The 21,263-nt window shown below is 39.3% G+C and carries 16 protein-coding genes; 10 read left to right on the top strand and 6 right to left on the bottom strand.

Annotated features, from left to right (window positions below; genetic code table 11):
* The first annotated feature begins 284 nt into the window (after window positions 1-284).
* Entirely contained in the window at window positions 285-2,120 is a 1,836-nt protein-coding gene (locus H7U22_RS07765; RefSeq protein ID WP_187070786.1) for an ABC transporter ATP-binding protein, read from the top strand.
* Window positions 2,121-2,150: 30 nt separating this feature from the next.
* On the opposite strand, the gene H7U22_RS07760 is transcribed toward H7U22_RS07765, so the two are convergent.
* Both H7U22_RS07760 and H7U22_RS07755 read right to left on the bottom strand, forming a co-directional pair.
* On the bottom strand, window positions 2,151-2,732 hold the full coding sequence (locus H7U22_RS07760) for a TetR/AcrR family transcriptional regulator (protein ID WP_187070785.1): 582 nt from the start codon (window positions 2,730-2,732) through the stop codon (window positions 2,151-2,153).
* Between the two features lie 71 nt (window positions 2,733-2,803).
* Window positions 2,804-3,553: a glucose 1-dehydrogenase gene (locus H7U22_RS07755; protein WP_187070784.1), complete on the bottom strand. Its 750-nt coding sequence runs from the start codon at window positions 3,551-3,553 to the stop codon at window positions 2,804-2,806.
* Between the two features lie 711 nt (window positions 3,554-4,264).
* Here H7U22_RS07755 and H7U22_RS07750 point away from each other — a divergent pair.
* On the top strand, window positions 4,265-6,004 hold the full coding sequence (locus tag H7U22_RS07750) for a recombinase family protein (RefSeq protein ID WP_187070783.1): 1,740 nt from the start codon (window positions 4,265-4,267) through the stop codon (window positions 6,002-6,004).
* A 142-nt stretch (window positions 6,005-6,146) separates the two neighbouring features.
* Window positions 6,147-7,718: a glycosyltransferase family protein gene (locus tag H7U22_RS07745; protein WP_187070782.1), complete on the top strand. Its 1,572-nt coding sequence runs from the start codon at window positions 6,147-6,149 to the stop codon at window positions 7,716-7,718.
* Here the strand turns inward: H7U22_RS07745 and H7U22_RS07740 are convergent.
* A complete protein-coding gene (locus H7U22_RS07740) occupies window positions 7,710-9,200 on the bottom strand; it encodes a hypothetical protein (protein WP_187070781.1) in 1,491 nt (496 codons plus the stop codon). The genes H7U22_RS07745 and H7U22_RS07740 overlap by 9 nt on opposite strands.
* A gap of 160 nt (window positions 9,201-9,360) precedes the next feature.
* On the opposite strand from H7U22_RS07740, the gene H7U22_RS07735 reads away from it, so the two are divergent.
* The 6 genes from H7U22_RS07735 to H7U22_RS07705 all read left to right on the top strand — a co-directional run bounded on the left by H7U22_RS07735 (window position 9,361) and on the right by H7U22_RS07705 (window position 17,357).
* Window positions 9,361-10,704, top strand: a complete 1,344-nt coding sequence (locus tag H7U22_RS07735) for a hypothetical protein (RefSeq protein ID WP_187070780.1) — start codon at window positions 9,361-9,363, stop codon at window positions 10,702-10,704.
* Window positions 10,705-10,959: 255 nt separating this feature from the next.
* A complete protein-coding gene (locus H7U22_RS07730; RefSeq protein ID WP_187070779.1) occupies window positions 10,960-12,366 on the top strand; it encodes a hypothetical protein in 1,407 nt (468 codons plus the stop codon).
* 1 nt (window position 12,367) lies between these two features.
* On the top strand, window positions 12,368-12,925 hold the full coding sequence (locus H7U22_RS07725) for a hypothetical protein (RefSeq protein WP_187070778.1): 558 nt from the start codon (window positions 12,368-12,370) through the stop codon (window positions 12,923-12,925).
* Between the two features lie 623 nt (window positions 12,926-13,548).
* Window positions 13,549-15,093, top strand: a complete 1,545-nt coding sequence (locus H7U22_RS07720) for a hypothetical protein (protein ID WP_187070777.1) — start codon at window positions 13,549-13,551, stop codon at window positions 15,091-15,093.
* 5 nt (window positions 15,094-15,098) lie between these two features.
* Window positions 15,099-15,623, top strand: a complete 525-nt coding sequence (locus H7U22_RS07715; protein WP_187070776.1) for a DUF6705 family protein — start codon at window positions 15,099-15,101, stop codon at window positions 15,621-15,623.
* Between the two features lie 1,533 nt (window positions 15,624-17,156).
* On the top strand, window positions 17,157-17,357 hold the full coding sequence (locus H7U22_RS07705) for a hypothetical protein (protein ID WP_187070774.1): 201 nt from the start codon (window positions 17,157-17,159) through the stop codon (window positions 17,355-17,357).
* Window positions 17,358-17,732: 375 nt separating this feature from the next.
* Here H7U22_RS07705 and H7U22_RS07700 read toward each other — a convergent pair whose 3' ends face one another.
* The 3 genes from H7U22_RS07700 to H7U22_RS07690 form a co-directional block, all read right to left on the bottom strand.
* Window positions 17,733-18,020, bottom strand: coding sequence for a hypothetical protein (locus H7U22_RS07700; protein WP_187070773.1), 288 nt, complete (start codon window positions 18,018-18,020; stop codon window positions 17,733-17,735).
* 219 nt (window positions 18,021-18,239) lie between these two features.
* On the bottom strand, window positions 18,240-18,764 hold the full coding sequence (locus H7U22_RS07695) for a hypothetical protein (RefSeq protein ID WP_187070772.1): 525 nt from the start codon (window positions 18,762-18,764) through the stop codon (window positions 18,240-18,242).
* 3 nt (window positions 18,765-18,767) lie between these two features.
* Window positions 18,768-20,327, bottom strand: coding sequence for a hypothetical protein (locus H7U22_RS07690; RefSeq protein ID WP_187070771.1), 1,560 nt, complete (start codon window positions 20,325-20,327; stop codon window positions 18,768-18,770).
* A 294-nt stretch (window positions 20,328-20,621) separates the two neighbouring features.
* On the opposite strand from H7U22_RS07690, the gene H7U22_RS23275 reads away from it, so the two are divergent.
* On the top strand, window positions 20,622-20,873 hold the full coding sequence (locus H7U22_RS23275; RefSeq protein ID WP_222621819.1) for a phytanoyl-CoA dioxygenase family protein: 252 nt from the start codon (window positions 20,622-20,624) through the stop codon (window positions 20,871-20,873).
* Window positions 20,874-21,263 lie beyond the last annotated feature (390 nt).

The raw sequence follows: 21,263 nt of genomic DNA, 5'->3' as shown, positions 1-21,263 counted from the left end.
TTTGACGTAGCAGACCAAGAAATGATGCACAGCCTTGATCTTTTGCTTCTTTTCTATCAAGAGAAAAGAAGGAGCCAATCGGCGGCGGTGAGCCGAGGCAAGCCTAGAGCGTACGGAATGACAATTTAATTCCTCCCCACTCTGGCGCAAGCGTCCGCTTGTTCCTGAAGATAAAAACCATTAAAACAAAAGCTGAAAATGACGACAAAATCAAGCCCCTATTTTTTACAAAAAATATAAAAAACTAATCCTCAATAAAATTAGATTTGCCTGTATCGATCACTATGGCAAAGAAAATAAATACAATACCCGTTGAAAACATTTCGTTTAAAGAACGTCTCTCCTCTTTAAGAAATTTGCCAAATCTATTTAAACTGGTTTGGCAAAGCAGTCCGAGCAAAACCATCATCAGTTTTACCCTTAGGATCTTACGTTCGGCCATGCCAGTTGCATTGCTTTATGTTGGAAAACTGATTATAGACGAAGTTGTGGCATTGAACACTAGTGCCATAGGTGGGAATATGGACAGGCTTTGGGAATTGGTAGGCCTTCAGTTCTTCTTGGCAATTATGAATGATGCGCTGAGCAGGATGATTAATCTTGCAGATAGCCTTTTAGGCGATCAGTTTTCAAATTATACCTCCATTAAAATAATGGAACACGCCGCTACCCTCGACCTAGATCAATTTGAAGATTCTGTATTTTATGATAAGCTGGAACGTGCAAGGCAACAAACGGTTGGTAGAAGTGTGATGCTTTCGCAAGTGATGAGCCAAATACAAGATTTAATCTCCATGGCGTTTCTCTTGACAGGATTAATTGCTTTTAACCCATGGTTAATTCTTTTATTGGTACTTGCGATTATCCCTTCATTCCTCGGCGAATCTTATTTTAACAGCAAAAATTATGCGTTGTCTCGAAGTCAGACTCCAGAACGTAGGGAACTTGATTATGTGCGCTACTTGGGTGCTAGTGATGAAACTGCAAAGGAAGTGAAGATTTTTGGTCTTTCAGATTTCATTATCAACAGGTTTAAAACCTTGTCGGATAAATTTTATAAAGACAATAGCAAATTGGCCATACGTAGATCTATTTGGGGCACATTTTTTTCAATTTTAGGCACTATTGGCTATTACGCAGCATACGGATTTATTGTTTACGAAACGGTTACTGGAAAATCAACGGTTGGGAACCTGACTTTTTTAGCTGGATCATTCCGTCAACTGAGTGGCTTGATGGAAACCATGCTTTCTAGGTTTACGATGGTTTCTCAGGGCGCCATTTACCTGCAAGATTTTATTGATTTTTTCGAAATACAGCCGAAAATCACCAAACCAAAAAATGCGTTGCCTTTCCCAAATCCCATACAATCAGGTTTCGTATTCGAAAATGTAGGTTTCCAATACCACAATAGCGATAGGTGGGCGAACAGAAATTTAAGCTTTGAACTAAAACCCGGAGAAAAGCTGGCCCTTGTGGGCGAGAATGGTGCAGGTAAAACAACCTTGGTAAAACTCCTTGCCAGATTGTACGACCCGAGCGAGGGTCGTATTTTACTAGATGGAAAGGATTTAAAGAGTTATGATTTGGATGATTTAAGGCATAATCTTGGCATCATTTTCCAAGATTACATCCGCTACCAAATGACTTTTTATCAAAACATCGCGGTCGGCAATATTAAGGAAATTGAAAACGAGCAATTGGTTAAAGCAGCAGCCGAACTCAGTTTGGCAGATGAGCTTGCCCAAAAACTACCAGGAGCTTATCAGCAATGGTTGGGCAGGAAATTTAATGATGGAATTGAGCTTTCTGGTGGCGAATGGCAAAAAGTTGCCTTGGCTAGAGCATATATGAAAGATGCTCAGGTATTGATTTTAGACGAGCCTACATCTGCACTTGATGCCAGAGCAGAATATGAGGTTTTTCAACGTTTTGCGCAACTCACCACAGGAAAATCTGCGGTATTGATCTCGCATCGTTTCTCTACTGCTCGCTTAGCAGATCGGATTTTAGTTTTGGAAAAAGGAACACTATTGGAATCGGGAACACATGAGCAACTATTGAAAGCGGGTGGCAAATATGCGGAACTCTTTAATTTACAAGCGATGGGTTATAAATAATATAAAATATATAAATACAATGAAACAAGCTTAATCCAGCACGGCTACAGTTAGCCGAATAATATTCCCAAAGCTAATGGCATCTGGGCTAGATTTTGCCGTAACCTGCATCCCTTTTACTGCATTGAAGATAAACTTGGCCAATACCAATGCATCTTGAGTATTTGTAATTTCTCCACTTTCTTGGCCTTTCTTAATCACCTGAAAAAAAGCGGTTTCCATTTGTTGTTCGTTTTGACAAACCAGTTTACTTACTTCCTGATCATGTGGCGCAACTTCAACTTCGGCGTTTACCATGAAACATCCTTTTTGCTGTTTATCGCCAACTAAATCATTGGTAGCGAGTTCCATTAATTTAATCACCGTTTCCTTTGCAGAAACGGATTGAGCTACAATTTCTTTGATTTTTGCATTGCCAGCTAGTTGATAGCTTTCTAATGCTTTTAAAAATAAGGTGTGTTTATCACTATAGGTATCGTACAAACTCGAGCGACTAATCCCAAGCCCATCCACCAAATCTTGCATGGATGTAGCATTATAGCCCTTGTGCCAAAACAGTTGAATTGCCTTGGTCAGCACCTCATTCTCATCAAAATCTTTCGTTCTTGCCATAACCAGAAATAGCCTTGCTTAATAAAGCAAAGCTATTCATTTTAAATTAATTCTCGTAAAACGATGGTCATTTACCTTACGCCACCACTTGCAATTAGGATTTCTCCCGTTAACCAACGCGAATCTTCCGATGCAAGAAATACAGCAATATCGGCAATATCATCTGGATTTCCACCACGACCCAATGGTGTAGAAGCAATGGCTTCTTTCTGGAAATCGCTACCAATAAAACCTGCAGTATGCGTACCTTCTGTTTCTACCATACCTGGATTAATGGAGTTTACACGAATATTTTTAGCACCCAATTCTTTAGCTAATACATGAGTAATCGAATCAACTGCGCCTTTGGTTGCGGTGTAAATTGAACTGGCTACCGGAGTAATAGCGGTTACTGCCGATCCAATGTTAATAATACTCCCACCAGCAGTATTAAAATGTTTCAACGCACCTTGCGTGCTTAACAACAAACCAAGTACGTTAGTATCAAACTGGCGGTGAAAATCTTCTGCAGTAATTTCTTCAATTGCACCAAATTGATAAACGCCTGCATTATTTACCAAAATATCAACCGGGCCTAAAGTGGTATTGGTTTCTTCAAATAATCTGGCTAAATCTGTAACACTTGTTACGTTGCCCTGAATGGCGATTGCTTTTCCACCTGCTGCGTTAATTTCTTCTACTACTTGATCTGCACCAGCTTTTGCCGATGCATAATTTACAACAACACTTGCACCAGATGCAGCAAGGCTTTTAGCAATTCCAGCACCAATACCTTTTGATGCTCCTGTTACTACGGCTATTTTATTAACTAATTTTTTCATGTCTATATTTTATCATCCCCTTATTGAAATAATCGTTCCGCAAATATAAACTCTTATTCGGAACGATTGTTCCGTTATTATTTATTATTAGTTTTGGATGACAAATTGGAAGCTAAAGATGGAACTGATTAAAAAATAGCGTTTAAGATGTACTCAATTAGTTAACAGCTACTGAGGCATATTTTTCTTACCCCAATTTGGTTACAGAGATTTAATCTTTTTTTAAAGAAAAAATGAGCTTCGACACACCTCTTTTTAGAAATGCTTTATCGTAGCGATAAACATCATAGCCAATCTGTCCTTTCTCCTTAGGTATATTCTTCGGGAGCGATTGGTTAACTGCGTTATAAGTCTTATTATCATTAACGCCGGCGATGACTTCCTAATTTATCACATTAGAACATTTTGCATCCTAAACAAAAAAAGCAGCTCTTTTCAGAACTGCTTTAAAACTAGGGGTCGCTCTTGGCAAAGTTGTCGACAAATTTTATCGCTCAAATGACTGCAATCGCAGATTTATCTGATTTGGTAGAGAAAAATAAAAATCTATACTAACCACAACATACATATTTGGTAACTCCGAGCTATAAAGCACATTAGCTTCTACTGAGTTTGCTAATCGCATTAACTATAGCATCTATGTTATTAGTAAACAGTCAAAAAACAGACACCTTAAAAATATTATTTTAAATATCTACTAAAAGTTAGAAAATGAAAACAGCAGTTCTATATATCAGAGTAAGTACTGATGAGCAGGCCGAAAAAGGATACTCATTAAATCATCAGAAAGAAGTTCTTGAAAAATACTGTGAAATTAATAAAATAGCAGTGAAAAGAATATTTACAGAAGATTTTTCCGCAAAAAGTTTCAATCGTCCGGAATGGAAAAAATTGATTGATTTTTTAAAAAAAAATAAAGAGGAATCTACCTTAATATTATTCACTAGATGGGATCGCTTTAGCAGAAATATAGGTGAAGCTTATCAAACTATCGCATCATTAAAGAAAATCAATATTGAATCTAAGGCGATAGAACAACCCCTAAATCTAGATGTACCTGAGAACAAATTAATGCTCGCAATTTATCTTGCAATTCCTGAAATTGAAAACGATAGAAAAGGGTTAAGTACAAAAGCCGGAATTAGGCAAGCTCGAAAAGAAGGAAGAGTTACAGGTCGCGCTCCATTAGGTTACAAAAATAGAACCGACGAAGATGGAAATAAATACATAATTAAGAAAGAACCCGAAGCCTCTATTATAAAATGGATATTCGATCAGATTGAAAGAAATATATTCTCCTCGGAAAATATCTGGCAGATAGCTTGCGAGAAAGGATTAATTTGCAGTCGAAACAATTTTCACTATCTGCTCAAAAACCCTTTATATTATGGCAAGGTGGTAGTTTTAAAAAATCAAAATGAAGATGCCTATTTAATTCAATCCAAGCATCAACCTATTATAAAGGAGGATCAATTCAAAAACGTGCAAAATATACTTTCTACACGATTAAAACGAAAGGGCCTGTGTATTTTCGCACCAGATAATTTCATACTTAGAGGCTTCTTACATTGCCCTAGATGTGGTCTTAAACTAACTTCTAGTACGAGACGTGATGGTAGACTACCAAGGTATTTCTATCATTGCCATTCAGCTTGCAGGTATAGAATTAGAGCGGAAGCCATTAATAATAAATTTATAGAAGAAATTAACGCGTGCTGCATTAATCAGGGAGTTGTGAGGTCATTCATCAAGACGATGATCAACGCCCACAAAAATCAGTTAGAACCAATAAGTAAGAAGAATAAAAAGTTATCTCTGGAGATTCATGCCTTGAATAAAAAAATAAATAGGGCAAGAGACCTCCAGTACCAAGAGCAAATAAACAAGGAAGAATATGATTCGATAAGCTACCCATACCTTAAGAAGTTAGAATTTTTGGAAAAGGAAGTTCAGGAATTAAATTCTGAATTAATATCCTGGAGGTCTTTAAAGGCAATATCAAAATCCGCATTAAGATCATTAGGTAACTTGCAAAGTTTATTTTATAGCTCGAATCCCGGTGGAAAAAGAAAACTAATTAGTTCAATTATTGGAGAGAGCGTAATTTTTGATGGAAAAAAATTCCAACTAAATCAATTCAATAAAGTATACAATTTGATTCAAGAAATTAATTTAAAACTAACAGATAGGGATAAATGTTTGGATATCAATAATGTTAAGCCAGATAATAATTCCTTCACTCTTGACAATATTTTTATTTCTCAACTTCGCGAAGTTGCGGATTTGGAATCAACTGTTCCAGAATTTGATAGGTACGGTGAAAAAATTAAAAACATATTGATCTCTGGTAAAATTATGCAGATGACAGATTTAAAAAAAACAAGGATTCGTAAAAAGAGAATCGCGCGAAAAATTGTTCTTAAAAGATGGATAATAGAAACACTTAGATAAAAGTCATTTCTTACTGTTTTATTGGACAAGCCAATTCGCTTGACCCCACTGTACCACATTTGGATTTATGATATATTCTTTCTTTTACTGAGAATTAAAGGGAATTATCTATTTTTTTCGAAAACCTCCGAAAGAAATTGTTTTGTCTTTAAGTTTAATTACTTTGCAATACTGCCTGCCATCCCCAAACCACAGGCCTTTTGACCATATGCTATTTAAAAACCTCTCAAAAAAAATAGGCATCATCCAGCTGGAGCATTCAAAGTTATTTTACTCACTCGTGTGCGTAATTTATTTTGTGATATCGTATAACAGTAAGGGCTTTAATAATGCTGATGAACACTTCCAGATCATCGAATTCGCACAGTATAAGCTCGGAAATTCCACTGCATCAGACTTGGCATGGGAATTTAATTCGCGAATAAGGCCCTCTCTTCAACCAACCCTGTGCTTTCTTGTCTTTAAGATACTGGGCATGCTTGGAATTACCGACTCCTATATTTTGGCCTTTTCTCTAAGATTGCTGACCGGGATTGCGTCGTTGGCTGCAATCAGATACTTTACTAGATCCTATCGCGGACTTGTGAAGGAGGAGAACGTCAATGTATTTCTTGTTATGAGTTATTTCCTCTGGTTTTTGCCTTATATAAACGTCAGGTTTTCTTCGGAGACATGGTCAGGAATCATGTTCCTGTTTTTTCTGAGCTTAATCATTCGGGGGGGATATAAGACTAACTGGCAAAAGTCAGCCCTTCTGGGATTGATATTCGGCCTATCTGTTCTGTTCAGGTTTCAGTCTGGAATCCTTGTGGTGGGCGCTGTACTGTGGCTGATCTTCATTGCCAGAATTGGCCGTGGGAAATTACTGATTGTCCTTGCTTTTTCGTTCTTTACGCTTTTGCTCGGGGTATTGCTTGACTGGTGGTTTTATGGAGAGTTCTGCTTGACCCTTTACAGCTATTTTTATGAAAATATAATCAATGGGGTCGCCTCCCAATATGGTGTATCTCCCTGGTATCAAATTCCTTTATACATTATAAAGTCTCCAGGCCCGATTGGTTTAATCATCTTTTTTAGTATTCTTTTCCTGATTTACAAAGACCCAAAAAATCTGATTGTTTGGACAGTAATACCCTTTTTAATCATCCATTCGATAATTCCGCATAAAGAGCTGAGGTTCTTATTTCCCCTGGCGGGGCTTTCGCCATTAATAATGATTTTGGCTTACCAGTCTATGGGAACTACAAGCATGTCGCACGCTATGTTACGGTCCTTGTTGGTTTTTGCGGCGGCAATAAATGTCTTAGGCCTGTGGGCAATCGGTACACGTAGTGCAGGAAATGCGAAGATTGGTGCTGCCAGTTATATCGACAGAAGAAATTCTGATCATCCGGTTCACCTTTTGTTTGTCAAAGGGCTCAATCCATATTCTGACTGGCCATTTCCAAAAAACACTTTCTACAGTTCGCGGAGAATTTCTATGCAGGAAATCAGTACGATATGGAAGCCGGAACTTCTTAAAAGAAAAAAGGGCTTTACAAATCTCCTATTAGTATCATCAAATGAGATTACCGGCCCCAAAACGCTTATGATGCTCAAAGGCATGAAAGCAGTACCTGTTTTTGATAATTTTGATTCCCTTACTCAAATGATAAACAAAGTTTATGACCCTGACCTAAATGAGGATCTCTTAAAAATTTACGAATTAAGGTAAAGGCTTGGTTTTTTCCATAAGAATAAACCCATTTCCAACAGTAAAAGGGTTAAAATCGACAATAACACTATTATTAATATCTTCGGGCCATGGGTTGAGCTTTCTGTAGAACAGGACAGGCTGTTCAATAAAGTACCTATCTGATCCGTATATGATTTGCCCAGCCTTTTTTGATTTCAGAAAATCTATGAGTGGTTTTTTGGGAAGAAAATGCCCAGAGTTTTCATCCTGTCCGTTCCCTACAACCAGTTCGACCGCTTTGAGTTTCCTATGAGGGACCAAATAAATTTCAATTAGGCTAAAATTCATTAGGAAAAAGCTTACAGTGAGTGCAACCATGATTTTTTTTCGATGGGGACTTAGGACAATTTTGTGCGTGATGTAGACCGACAGCATCACATATATAATAAGGTAATATCTAAAAGAGTTGTTCGTGGTATATATCGAAAGAATACCCATGTAAGATAAAATCACAACTGCAGGCCACACAAAGGCGGTTTTCCTGAAGAAATCAGCAAACAGGCTATAGAAGATACAAACCAGGAACAAACTGCCTAAGGCAAAAAGCAAAACCTTTTCCAGGATGGAGGGTGTGTATGAATAAATGTTAGTCAGAATCTTATAATTTGTTAATACATCCAGAAGGGCAGAACTGTGAAAAACAAGAAATGTACAGGTAGCCAGCAATATGGCAATGGTAATCACTTCCGGCCTGACCTTAATCCCGCCGGCTGGCCCTTGCGTGCGTATCTTTGAGAGCATAAAGGATTCTATCATAGCAGTAAACAGGAATATCACTGATACAGCTAAACCTGATTTGAGCGATAAAAGCCCAAGAAGATACCTCATTGTAAAGAAAAGCAAAATCAGATTAAAAATGTTCGCAAATAAAATATAAAGTAGATAAACCGGAACTGGTCTTTTTGTGCCCGCAATGCAGATAAGCGATCCGATAAGCAACGAAACAGAGAGAGACGAAAAGAGGATGTGGTTATATGTTCCAGCAAGATTGACAACGAGAAATAGGAAACAATATGCCGGCGAATTACTTTCGGTCTTAATAAGTCGGTGAATACTCAATAAAATTATCGACATCAAAAACAGTGTAAAAGTATTGACCTCCCAAGCTATCCTTGTTGTGACCATAAGTAGGGCAGACTGGGAGAATATCAACAAAAAAACAATTACATGCCACCTACTGAAGTGATACAGTACGCGGGATATTATTGCAACGCCGCAGAAATTAAAAAAGACAGTAGAGATTCTGAGCTCAAAAACGCCGGCATCAATATGATGAAAGATAAGAGAGACAAGATACGGTTGCAGGATACCTGTATAGTTGTTCATGCCCGTAAGACTGTCGAGCTTATCTTTATAAGCGTATGCCATTAACCCGGCCCATGCCTCATCAGCATGAAGCCCAGGGAGTTCATCAAGCCTATAGCCCCACCAGAACCCGAAATAAATAAAGGATAACGCCATCAGAGCAATAAAACTTCGATTGTATACAGCCCGGGAAACAACACTGTTTTTTTTTGTTGACCGGTTTAACATATCTGTCGATTCTAGAGTTTGATGGGTTGGGACGAAATTATGCTTTTTCTGCCAAAAAGTTTAGCTTAGCAATTTATCTTTATTAAATATGCCCGCTCACGCATCGCAAGCCCTCGTAATTATCCACCAAGACAGTGCTGATGAAGCCAATGGCTTAAAAATCAAGTCACAGTTCCCGAACAAAATACACTTGTTCAACATTTTCCTGATTTTACTCTGTATCGCTGGAATTTATTTTCAGGTATATAGACATGAATTTCTTATAGGCTGGGATGACCAGTGGTTTGTTACCAACCATTATACGGAGGACGGATTGACCCGTCACAACCTATTATCCATACTAAAAGACTTTTATTATGGCCAGTATGCTCCGTTTAACCAATTATATTATACAATCCTGTATAGATTTTTTGGTTATAGGACAGGGTACTTCCATCTGGCAAGCGTATTACTTCATCTTATTAATTCCTCTCTTGTCTATATAATGGTTCTGTGTTTTATGAGGGATTTTGAGGGAATGACCAGAACGCAGAATATACAGGTGGCATGTCTTACGGCACTGCTCTTTGCTGTTCATCCGATCAATGTCGAGCCCGTAGCATGGGTTGCTGCGTCAAAGGTCCTTCTATATGCATTTTTTTATATCATCGCTGTCTTGAGCTATAGAATCTATATCCTAAGATCGGTGCAGTCCAGGTTTTGGCTAGTCCTCTTGTTCTTTATATTGTCTTTTGGAGCAAAGGAACAGGCTGTTGTATTCCCACTTACCATGTTGCTCATGGATTACCTCTATGGTAGAGGCTGGAGGAACAGGATGATGTGGCTGGAGAAACTCCCGGTCTTTCTCATATCGCTTCTGATGGGCTTTGTTACAATGGAATCGCAGGGTGCTGATGGTGCGGGAAATTTTTATAACGTTTTGGAACGCGTGCCACTGTTTTTTTATACTGTAGGGGAATATTTCACAAAGTGTGTCATTCCTATCAATGTTTCCTATCTCTACCCCTTTCCCTTCGAAAGCGGAGGAGAAATTCCGGGATGGCTCTGGACGTCTACCCTTTGCATACCATTTGCCTTATACTGCCTGAAGGACTTCTTTCGTTATAAATGGGTCCTTTTTGGAATAACTTGGTTTTTTATCCATATCCTACTTGTCGGCAACCTGATCTCACTGGCTAGATTTTCGGTTTTGGCAGACCGGTACGCATATGTTTCCTCTATTGGCATATTCATAATACTTGCAGGCATGATTGTCTCTCTAATAAAACAGTCTAACCACAAAAATTGGCTATATTCTGTATCTATTCTCTTTTTAGTATGCCTGTTCCTTTATAGCCATAGCTATGCATCTGTTTGGCGAAATGCCTCAACGCTAAAAGAGAGGCTCCGGAGTACGATACAAAGTCGGCCCGATTATATAAGCAATAAATGAGAGCGCACGATAAAGAAACAAAAAAAAAATATGCTGGATTTGTTTTTCTGGCGATCATGGTCCTGGTAAATTTAATCTACGCCCTTGATTATTACAAAATCAAGGAGATGAAGTTGCCCCAATTTTATTTTTGGCAGGCAGATAGCTGATGCAAGTGTTGAACCGTAAAATAAAAATCCAACTAAGTTTTGCGTTTCAGGATAGATTTTATTTATATTCGTTCTAGTAAAACGATTAATCTCATTCTAACCAACTATGAAAAAAAACGCGCTCCTGGGTCTGACTGTTCTTGTCAGTCTTTGTTTAATGCTATTTGCCTGCAGAAAGGACATAAGAAACTATATCGAAAACAAAACTGAGGGGTCTTCCGTACAACTGGAATCGGCCAAGATATGGAGACTTCAAAATCTGGCCTATGGCGAAAATCTAAAAAATACATCCATCCTGAAACCCATATGGAGCGACAGCTGGACAATAAGATCTTCAAAGGGGCACCAGCTACTGATCGTACCTGCACCTGAACATTATGTTCGAAATAAAGATTTGAGCATTCGCAGATTTTTTGTTTTCAGAACTGAGCACGATGAAACGGTCAGTGGGCAGATTGTTGAGCTGCTTGGTAGAAAGTTCAATGTGGAGGAAAATCTGGATAATCTATTGGCAAATTACGAAGAGACCAAAATAACAAACTTTAATGGCTCTGTTTACGTTTATGATATTAATTACCAGAAAGTCAGATCCGCAACCTATTTAAAGGGTCAGAAGACAGAATCATTTTCCTCAATTGTATCTGCGAGAGCAGATAACAAGTCTTTTTCAGTCGCCAGACCATCAAGCACCAACGGGCTATGTGCAACGGTGTATCCCATAAAAAATGGATGGCCGCTGATTCCCTGTGACAATGCTCAGGTTATATCGATTGCAGATTACACCTACGATTCTTATGGATGTATTCTCCGGATTACACTAACTTATGTCAATCACACCTGCCCCGGCCAGAGCACGAGCCCGGGAACATCCTCAGGCAGCGCATCTAGCAGTAGCGGAACCACCAGTCCGGAATATGGCGGTGGCGGCTCAACGATCAACGTTGATGTTTCGAATATCTGTATTGCCTATCAGGTTACACATGCACTGGAGGCCAATAACGCTATCAAAGATATGCTCGAACAGGAATTTCTATTCAGTGGGCTTGACCGCACTTTGAACATCAGCGACGTGAACAATTTGGCGGATACCGTAATGGGCAATACAAACGGTTACAATAACACCATCAATATAACCCTCAACGAGAATAAGCTTCCAGGAAGATCCAATGAATACATATTGGCGACCGTCTACCACGAGATACTCCATGGTTATATGGATTTGAAACTGACCAAGGACAGTCAGGGCAGGTTTATTGTCCCGAACGACCATAACACAATGGCCACCAGCTATGTGGCCACTATGACCGGAGCATTGCAGACTGCGTTCCCGAGCCTAAGCACCAATGAAGCATGGGCTCTTGCCTGGGGCGGGCTGGAAAATACAACCCTGTTCAACAGCAATCTGCTTACCGATACGCAGAGAGCCGACATCAAAGCCATAAACAGCAGACACTCAAAAACCCCGCCTTCCGGAACAACGGCTATGGGTACTTTTTGCAACTATAATTTTTAACATGAAACTAAAAATCTATTCTTTGACGATGTTGGTTGCCCTTGTGCTTGTTTTTCACGGCAATGAACTGAAGGCCCAAGCGGCTTCCCCGGTATTAACAAAAAAGAGGGATACGAATAAAAAGCTCGATCTGCAGCTCCTCGTCACCGATATCATTGGCAACCATATGCGTGCGGACTCTGTTTGGAAGCTTCCGAAAAATTATTCGTTTATATACAGCATCGCAATCAGTTTTGATTCGGCCGGACAGATAGAGAATGTTTATTTCAGCGGGAAAATGCCACAGACCCTGATCGGAATCCTGAATCCCATAAACACGCTAAAAACAAAGATCAGAGAGAGGTGGAATAACGCAAGGGAACAGAAACCGGATTATTCCGGCAAAGTAGTTATCTTTCCCATACTGCTTCAGCGAGAGAGCGACAGGCAGATTTCAAATGTAAATGAACTTCTAGAGGGCTTTTTGAACCTCTGGCCGGATATTGATGAACGGGATGATAAAAAAATGAAAATTCTGTTAAAACCCTTCCCAAATTTTATATATCAGTCGGTAAACTAAAACGAACTAAAGTTGAAAGTAATCCGTGCTTTTGGCGATGGTCTGATTTATCAAAGATTCATGTGGCCTTTATTGCGATGATTCCGAGCTGTTGACCAAAACCGTTTCAATAACCAGTCTCGTGAAGTATCGTTATAAGTTAAAATATAAAGACCCCTATTTAACTCTGTCAATGCGAACCGGCAGACTCGTGCCAACTGACATAACAGTAAGGTTAAGAGATAAAAGAGGGCGGATTTCTAGCATTGGGGCATGTCGGAACAATCAGCGGACGAAAGGGTGGCAAATACAAATTATCATTGAACTATTTTCTCGGCTCAATCTTGATATCCGTCTACACCTGTTTACAGACTGCAAGAGACAGATTCTTTTGCAAGCTTTTTGAAATCAGAATAGGATTCCAAAAGCCATTTCAATTAGTGAGAAATTTGAAACTTATCCTAAAGGAGCAACCATTGATGACGGCTCAGTTTCAATATTTTTTTGTGAGCTAAATTGATTCCAAGGATTGGAACAATTTTCTAGCAAAACATATCAACTAAAAGATTGGTTGTTCATTAAAATACAGTAATTTGTATACTACAAGACGGTTAATGCTAACCGTTTCAAAAAGTTCTAACCATATGAAAAAAACTGCTCTCATCATCATGAGCCTGGTCACGGGATTATGCCTACTAATTTTCTCATGTAGAAAAGACATAGAAAATTATGTCAATAACCGGGAAGGCCCGTCTTCCGCTATCCTAGAATCAGCAAAAATATGGCATTTACAGAACTCCTCTGATGGCTCAAGTGTCAGGGATGCGAATTTCATCAGACTGAGGCCATTATGGAAAAGCTCCTACTCACTTACAAGTCGAAATGGCAATGCCTTACTTATCGTCCCAACAATCGAAGACTATGTAGATGACAAGATAATAAGTGTAAGAAGGGTATTTGTTTTTACTTCTCAGAACCAGCAGATCATCAGTGGCGAGATCTACGAAATTTTGGGGAAAAACTACGATGTCAATAAGAATCTGGACTTACTTTTGCCAAATATAAACTCTAGGTCCATCGAAGGCTTTAATGGAGCTATTATTAAGTACAATATTAATTATGAAAGAATTGGTGGCAGTTTTTATAAAGATGGTCATCAAGATGACAACATGGGCTTTCAGTTTGTTCGTTTGGGCAAGAACCAGCTGGAAAACAAGAAAGCTACAAACCTTTTAATGGTTTCAAGATTAATGTCTCTCAGTGGTATCCCCGAGGTACAGTCTACAAATTCGGTGACAATAGAGTGGATTGGTGTACCCTATCCAGTTTTGCAAAACTGTATTTACACGTTCTGGATGGAAGAGGTACAGAATGAGAATGGGGCAGTAATAAGAATAACTTACCACTATCTTTCAAAAACATGCACAACGACGGGTATCGGAAGTGGAAGTGCTGGAAACGGCAGTGGCAGTGGAAGTGGTTCCGGTTCTGGGGCAAATGGCGGTGGAGGACCGTTCGGCGGAAATTACACGGTCGTTACAAAGCCCTGTGCTGTGATGCAGACCGCGATCCACAATCCAAGTTTTATCCTTCGTGCCCTTTCACTCAAGGATTGGGCGAAGACCCAGGATCATGAATCCCTTTATATAAATACGCCCGGGGCATATGGATCACAGGATGGTTGGCTTTATTACAACGGTGGGCATAACGGCACCGACTATCGATTTGGGATAGAAACCTTTAACAACTCGAAAGTAGTATTTCATAATCATGAAAAGGATTCCTTAAATATCTCGACCTTTTCAGATGCTGATTTTGGATCTTTTATTGATATTATGAAATATAGTACCGGAATAGATAAGGGAAGCTTAATATACGGTATGGTGAACGCGACTGGACAGTCCTATATGCTCGCCATAGAAGACGAAAATAAATTCAATACTTGGTCCAGCAATCTTGCTCCGGGTTCAATGTGGAGGACACTGATCATGAGTAGTTATGCTTCACAAATTACCAATACAAATTCTGTGGAACAGAACGAACTGAATCTGGTCACTTTTCTCAAATCGTCAAACGGGGGTACCGGTACAGGCATTGTCCTGATAAAGAACAATAACTCAACTATGGATGACTGGAGAATAGTCTCCAAAGACGCCGCTGGAAACATTACCTTAACAAACTGCAACTAAAAAATATGAAAAACATCATTTTATTAACCAGCTTTTTTCTTTTGGCCATCAGTTCAAGTGCGCAGAAGACCACGTTTAAGATCACCCAGAATGAACTCTCTGCAAAAAACATAAAGGAAAATACTTTTGTCGAAAACCCGTTTCTGGATAAATTTATTGGTACATGGATATGGACAGGAGAAAATAAGAAAATAATTTTTAGGTTTACAAAGGTTGATATTGACGTCAAGATAACGTCTGGCCCTTTTATAATGCAGTTTCTCAAAGGTGAAATCGAATACTTCGTTGACAACAAAAAAATCGCGCTTGATCCTAATAAATATGCATTTGTCGGTTCGACGAATGCGGCCGGGCAACCGGTTGTGTTCAAGCTGGGAAGTGGTAATCCATTTTATCAGACCCGCGTTGACCTTATATTCAAAACAAACTCTCTTTTGGAGCTTAATCTGAACCAAATGCACGAGGGAACCAGTTTAAAAGCCGATGAGGGTTATTTATTTCCCAAGTCCATGTCACTAAAAAGGAAATGATGACAGTTTAGAAAACAAACCACTATAACGGGAGGTGCTCATTTGCACCTCCCATCATTAAAATTCAGTCCACTAAATCCCTCTCCCAAGTTTCCCCTATCTCCAGACACAGTTTAGGAAATATCTCTTTCAGAAGCTTTGTCTATTTCACCTATACTATTTATCAACACCTCCACCCTTAAAATCTCCAGACCTGGTTTACCTTGGGGGTTGATGAGAAACATGAACCACCAACCGATGTCCACGTATTTTAATGCTAGTACTGAAATGGTGGCCTAACGCATGCAGGTTACTGGTGCTGCCCGGCAACATATGCTTTTGATGCTTTTGGAACGCATTTAAAATTTACTTCTGAGGCTTATTTTAAATATTTTGATGAGTGGAGCCTTATTCGGCGCTCCAGTTCTATTCTTTCAGCTAACCCCATCCAATCCATCTTCCTTTAACTTAAATGTTATTTTCACAGTACCGGCACTGAAAAATATGGTCATCTTTGATGTGCACAGCCCAGCCAGGGACAGATTTCTGAGTCTGGCCTGCCACGCAATTGGGGAATAAATTTTGTATTATCTTCGTTCCGTCCAATCTCCCGACCCTATGAGCAACAGTAGCATTCATTTAGATATGAGAATATCAGGCTCTCCGGTCATTCTGGCCCGTTTTGATCGCGCGTCGGGCCTAAATTCCTCTGGGGCAAATTCCACCGATGGGAAAGTACTGGTGCTGGAGGATGGAGTAATCCATTCATCTCTTATGTATTCCTGGCTCAACGCATCCGTTCTTCTTTCAAAGAACCGGGAGGAAAATATTTTGATTGACCTCTGCTCCCCGGGAGCGCTTATAGCCTCCTGGGAAATTTGCGGTGCTTCACCCCTCACATTCGTCATAGCCAGGGTTTCAACTGCAGAGGTTCTCCCACTGTTCAGACTCGAACTGGACTATGCCAGTCTGGAGCAGACCTACCCGGTAAAGGGGGGCAGCGCTCATCATCTGTGATCTCATTTTTTCTAAACCCGTTTTTCTTTATGTGTACCCGGCAAATCGGTTTCCGGCCCTCGATCAATAAAGGCGGGCCCCGGAGCACGAAGAGATGCACCCGCTGCACAAGCTTGCTGCCTACAGCATTAATCACTTGCATAGTCTATTCCTCCTCGTAAACCATCTTACCTGAATTTTGAAAAAGGATGCTATCCCTTACCGTAGGATACAGGAGTAACCGGAACCATAGAGGATCGCAAGAGCGAACAGCGGATGTTGAACCGTGGAGCTATAGACTCGAGATGGGGGCACATTGGCATTCCCATAAACCCGAGAGACCTCCGCCAGCAGTGAAAGAGTATTCGAAATGTTAAAGCAGAACCTCAGATCTGGTGATTTTGTCGGCTCCAAAAGGGACAGAGGACATGTCAATTACTACCCCGCAGATATGAGAATAGCTAACCACTTAAAAGAAATCTGTCTATTTTGGCTGATCTAGGGAGTGATCGCACCTATATCGGGAAGACCAGAGTGAGCTCAATGGCCAACCAGCAAATGAAAAAAATACTGCACTTGTGCGCTGTTGTTGCATGCAGGCATGATAAAGAGATGAGGGATTACTATCACCGACGGGTTGAAGAGGGCAAAAGCAAGATGACCGTAATAAACATAATCAGGAACAAAATGCTTGCAAGGATATTTGCCGTGGCAATGCGCAAATCGCCATACGTCGATCTCAATAAATTTGCTGCCTAAAGAATTTCGGCAGATCAAATGAAATCTTAACGATAAGAAAATGTATCGTAGGGCGTAGCTATGTATTTTAAAACTAAATAAATGCTTATCAAAACTAAATTATTATTTTTAAATAAATGTTGGTTTTAAGATAGAATACAGTATCAAAAAGCGGACTCTTAGATTGCCTATCTAGCTCTTATTTTAGAGTATTAAAATCTTTTGAATAACAACTTGAGTATTCAGTTATGTCAACAATTGTAGCTATAAATCTGCTATGTATTTACCTTCAATCTCTGTTGCAAAATTACCTTGTCATCTAAACATATAGACCAAACTGTAATGGACACTTTCAATTTCGACAAAAACATCATCTTTAAAATTTATGATTCATCACTAGTTTTTTACAGGCTTTTGCTCAGGTATGTTTAAATCCCGGGGGTCAGAGAGATCAGTGCCTATCGTTATCGGATATTTCTCAAATTTTTGCCCATTTTCCGATAATAGCAACATAATCAGATTCACATTATTTATCCCGGCCACAAATCCTGGTTTATTTAGTTTTTCTAAAAAGGTTTTCAATGAAATGACATCTATCCTCTTATCGATCTCATCTATTTTATACTGCCTAATAACCCAGTCCCAATTTCTTCGGGATGTAGGTTCTGAGCTGAAAATTATCATTATGCCGGTTTGTTTGTTCCCCCATATCTCCCATTCTTTATTGAAAAAAAACGAGGTCCGCACTTGTTCTTTATCAATATTAATATGGTTAATTATTATATTTAAGTCATTCCGGCTACAATTGATATCAAGTGTCACTCGTTTTTACATGTTTTGCAGATACAGCAGAATAACTGAATATGGTAAAAAATATTATAAGAAATAGTTTTTCCATATTAACTAATTACTCTTATAAGATCTTCTAGGTTTTACAGGTTTTTGCTCGGGGATATTTAGGTCATGAGGGTCAGATATGGATGTTCCAACTTTAACCGGATAACGTTCAAATTTTTTTCCATTGGTCCAACCAAGCAACATTACCAATTTCATTGAACCTAGGCTACTGACAAAGTCCGGCTGGTTTAACTTTTCCACAAATTGATCAAGCGTCATCAGGTTTGAAAGCTTTTTTATCTCTTCAATATTTTCCGATGTGGCGATCCACCCCCATTGTTTATCTGGAATAGGTTTAGTAGTGTGCATTAACATAATCTGTGACTGTTTATCACCCCAGATTGTCCAGCTTTTTGTAAAAAAGAATGATATTACAACCTGCTTAGTCGCCTCTCTTACTTCATTAACGCTAAGCTTTAGATCGTCTCTGTTACAAAATAGATAGATTGTGTTATTAACACCTGTCTGACCCAATGCAGAGGATAAATTCAAAATCGTGAAAAGGCCTAATATTATTAGTGATTTTCTCATGGTCTAGTTAGTACACGGTGAAACGTTTGTATCCTTCAATATAGTTGCCACAGTTATATAATAATCTGCTAAGGTGTAAGTTTGACCGAAATAGGTGGTAGTTCTATCATTTCCACTGCCATCCTTAACGACATAGTTTAAATAATAGGGTGTTGTGTGCAGTCCTTCGTAAGCTAAGCCCTTAAAATGTCCATCATTGAAAGAGTTATAGTTGGTACTGTTGGTTTGGGCAAAAGTCTTTAGACCAGTAAATATATTCTCAACATTCATTGCCATATACTGGTGGTGAAGCGCTTCCAAATCCGGCTTGCCTAGAACCTCGGCATCCATCTTCTCTACTACCTCTATTAACGACATATCCTCTGGGCCCTTGGTCCACAAACCAACAGCAGGGCTACCAAAAAGCGCCCTCGCCTGTTGCATAATATTGGCATGAAATGCTTCATGAAAAAATTCCTTAGCGATCTCAATATTGCTCAGTGTCCCCAACATATCGCTGTTTAGCGTTATGGTAAAATTACTATAGTTGTTTGGGTCATATGTCGTCTCTGCTTTTTTGCTGGCCAGGGGGCCAAGCTTGAATTTTAGGTTGTAACCCATACCAAGGAAAGCATTTATCATATCCTGAAACTTTGCATTACCCGACTTCCCGTTTCCTCCAAGCAATTGATCTAACAGACAGTTAATCCTCGCATTTGTCATTACACTCGCATCTCTCGATACTGTTCTAGACCCCCCATACTCTGGACCCGTAGAGCCCGAGCCCGATCCACTTCCGGAACCGCTACCGCTACCGCTTCCACCACCGCTTGTGCTGGTCCCTGGACAGGTGTGATTAATATAGGTGAGCGTCAGCTTTGTTACACAACCTTCAGAATTGTATTCATAATTTGCATTGGCTAATATTAAAGGGTTTGGGCATGGAATGAGTGGATACCCCTGAAGCGTTGGATATACATTTGCACATAAACTGTTAGTGGTGCTTACAACCCTAGATGTGGGGGATAAACGGCTATTATCCGTTGTTACAACAATAGAGGAACTTGACTCTGACTTGATTCCGTTGTTATATGTCGAGGATTTAACTTGGTGATAATTGATATCGTAAAAAAATATAGATCCGTTAAAGTTTTCGATCCTTGTTTCCTCACAGTTGGCCAAAAGCTTGTCAAGATTGTCCTCAACATTGTATTTCATGCCTAGAAGTTCAATGATCTTGCCATCAGAAGTTTCATTTTGACTCGTCCTGAACACGAAAAACCTACGGATACTCAAATCTTTATTTTGAATGTGGCGCTCCGTTGCAGGTACGATCAAAAGCTGGTAGCCCTTGGACGAGCGAATTGTCCAGCTATCTTTCCATAGCGGTTTTAGGATGGATAACCCTTTTTGCCATTCATTAGTCTCAAGCTTTTGGAGTCTCCAGATTTTTGCGGATTCGAGCTGGGCTGGAGATCCTTCTATCCTATTTTCAATATAGTTCTTGATATCCTTTCTGCAGGCAAACAACATGAAGCAGAAACTGACCAAAATAGTCAGCCCAATTAGAGCGTTTTTTTTCATAATCGGTTAGAATTGCGTTAATCGTTTTATTAGACGAATATAAGCTAATACATTCTAAAACGCAACACTTAGTTGATTTTTTTTAACCATTTAATTTCAGCGCTAATTTGCTAATTTCTCAACTATCCGCCTGCCAGAAATAGAATTCCGGCAGTTTCATTTCACTGATGCCGTAATAATTCAAGGCATGAAATAAATTGACAATTATGATTATGACGATTAAGGCAAATCCGATATATTTTATTTTCATTTTTAATTGTACCCTCCAATTTATCTTTTATAATCGTCCCTATTTTGTATTGTTGTCCTAAGCCTTTCTTTGAGGCTCTTGGGGTTTTGCCAGACAGGTATATATCTAATACGATACAGATACACCCAGAACCCGAAGATGCCCTAAAAATACTCCGGGCCCAAAGCAAACCAGCCAAAATTGCCGGAAAAAAAGGCGACCTAATCCTGTGGCTCGAAGCACTGCCACATGCCGCAAGCCCGAACCGCTCTTCCCTACCAAGGTTCGTACAGTACGTCAGCTACATCAAGCCTTAAAAGAAGGACATCAAAGTGGAAGTAGCAAAAAACCTATATTCCCATATGTTTAAAAAATTGAAATCCGTGAAATCAATAATTCTTATCGATTTGAGGTTGCTGATTTATAATTTGTCATTATTTTTGCTGTTTATAGGATTTTGTAAAACTCTCTGTTATAAGTGAACCTTTAAGATTATTACGATTGTATTTCTTGCTATGAAAACTTAAATTAGCTTTTTAACAAACGCCGGTCGATCAGAACAGAATTACCAGGACCTGATTTATAGTTTGAATTTCATAAAGATAAACTTGCTACTTCTAGTGTGTTCATGTTGGATAAACCGCTTCAAATTGACCCCTCTTCGCCAATCTAAAAAGTTCCCCTTAGCCGAGTTAATTTGATAAGGT

The organism is Pedobacter fastidiosus (assembly GCF_014306625.1).
In the GTDB taxonomy this organism is placed as follows: domain Bacteria; phylum Bacteroidota; class Bacteroidia; order Sphingobacteriales; family Sphingobacteriaceae; genus Pedobacter; species Pedobacter fastidiosus.
The sequence above is the reverse complement of the archived record's forward strand: the minus strand, read 5'-3'. Positions and strand labels throughout refer to the sequence as shown.

Excerpts from the sequence above, each read along its gene's own strand:
- H7U22_RS07730 (WP_187070779.1), top strand. The coding sequence starts at position 10,960 with ATGAAAAAAAACGCGCTCCTGGGTCTGACTGTTCTTGTCAGTCTTTGT.
- H7U22_RS07705 (WP_187070774.1), top strand. The coding sequence starts at position 17,157 with ATGAAAAAAATACTGCACTTGTGCGCTGTTGTTGCATGCAGGCATGAT.
- H7U22_RS07695 (WP_187070772.1), bottom strand. The coding sequence starts at position 18,764 with ATGAGAAAATCACTAATAATATTAGGCCTTTTCACGATTTTGAATTTA.
- H7U22_RS07715 (WP_187070776.1), top strand. The coding sequence starts at position 15,099 with ATGAAAAACATCATTTTATTAACCAGCTTTTTTCTTTTGGCCATCAGT.
- H7U22_RS07760 (WP_187070785.1), bottom strand. The coding sequence starts at position 2,732 with ATGGCAAGAACGAAAGATTTTGATGAGAATGAGGTGCTGACCAAGGCA.
- H7U22_RS07765 (WP_187070786.1), top strand. The coding sequence starts at position 285 with ATGGCAAAGAAAATAAATACAATACCCGTTGAAAACATTTCGTTTAAA.
- H7U22_RS07700 (WP_187070773.1), bottom strand. The coding sequence starts at position 18,020 with ATGATAATTTTCAGCTCAGAACCTACATCCCGAAGAAATTGGGACTGG.
- H7U22_RS07740 (WP_187070781.1), bottom strand. The coding sequence starts at position 9,200 with ATGGCGTTATCCTTTATTTATTTCGGGTTCTGGTGGGGCTATAGGCTT.
- H7U22_RS07750 (WP_187070783.1), top strand. The coding sequence starts at position 4,265 with ATGAAAACAGCAGTTCTATATATCAGAGTAAGTACTGATGAGCAGGCC.
- H7U22_RS07735 (WP_187070780.1), top strand. The coding sequence starts at position 9,361 with ATGCCCGCTCACGCATCGCAAGCCCTCGTAATTATCCACCAAGACAGT.
- H7U22_RS07755 (WP_187070784.1), bottom strand. The coding sequence starts at position 3,553 with ATGAAAAAATTAGTTAATAAAATAGCCGTAGTAACAGGAGCATCAAAA.
- H7U22_RS07720 (WP_187070777.1), top strand. The coding sequence starts at position 13,549 with ATGAAAAAAACTGCTCTCATCATCATGAGCCTGGTCACGGGATTATGC.
- H7U22_RS07725 (WP_187070778.1), top strand. The coding sequence starts at position 12,368 with ATGAAACTAAAAATCTATTCTTTGACGATGTTGGTTGCCCTTGTGCTT.
- H7U22_RS07690 (WP_187070771.1), bottom strand. The coding sequence starts at position 20,327 with ATGAAAAAAAACGCTCTAATTGGGCTGACTATTTTGGTCAGTTTCTGC.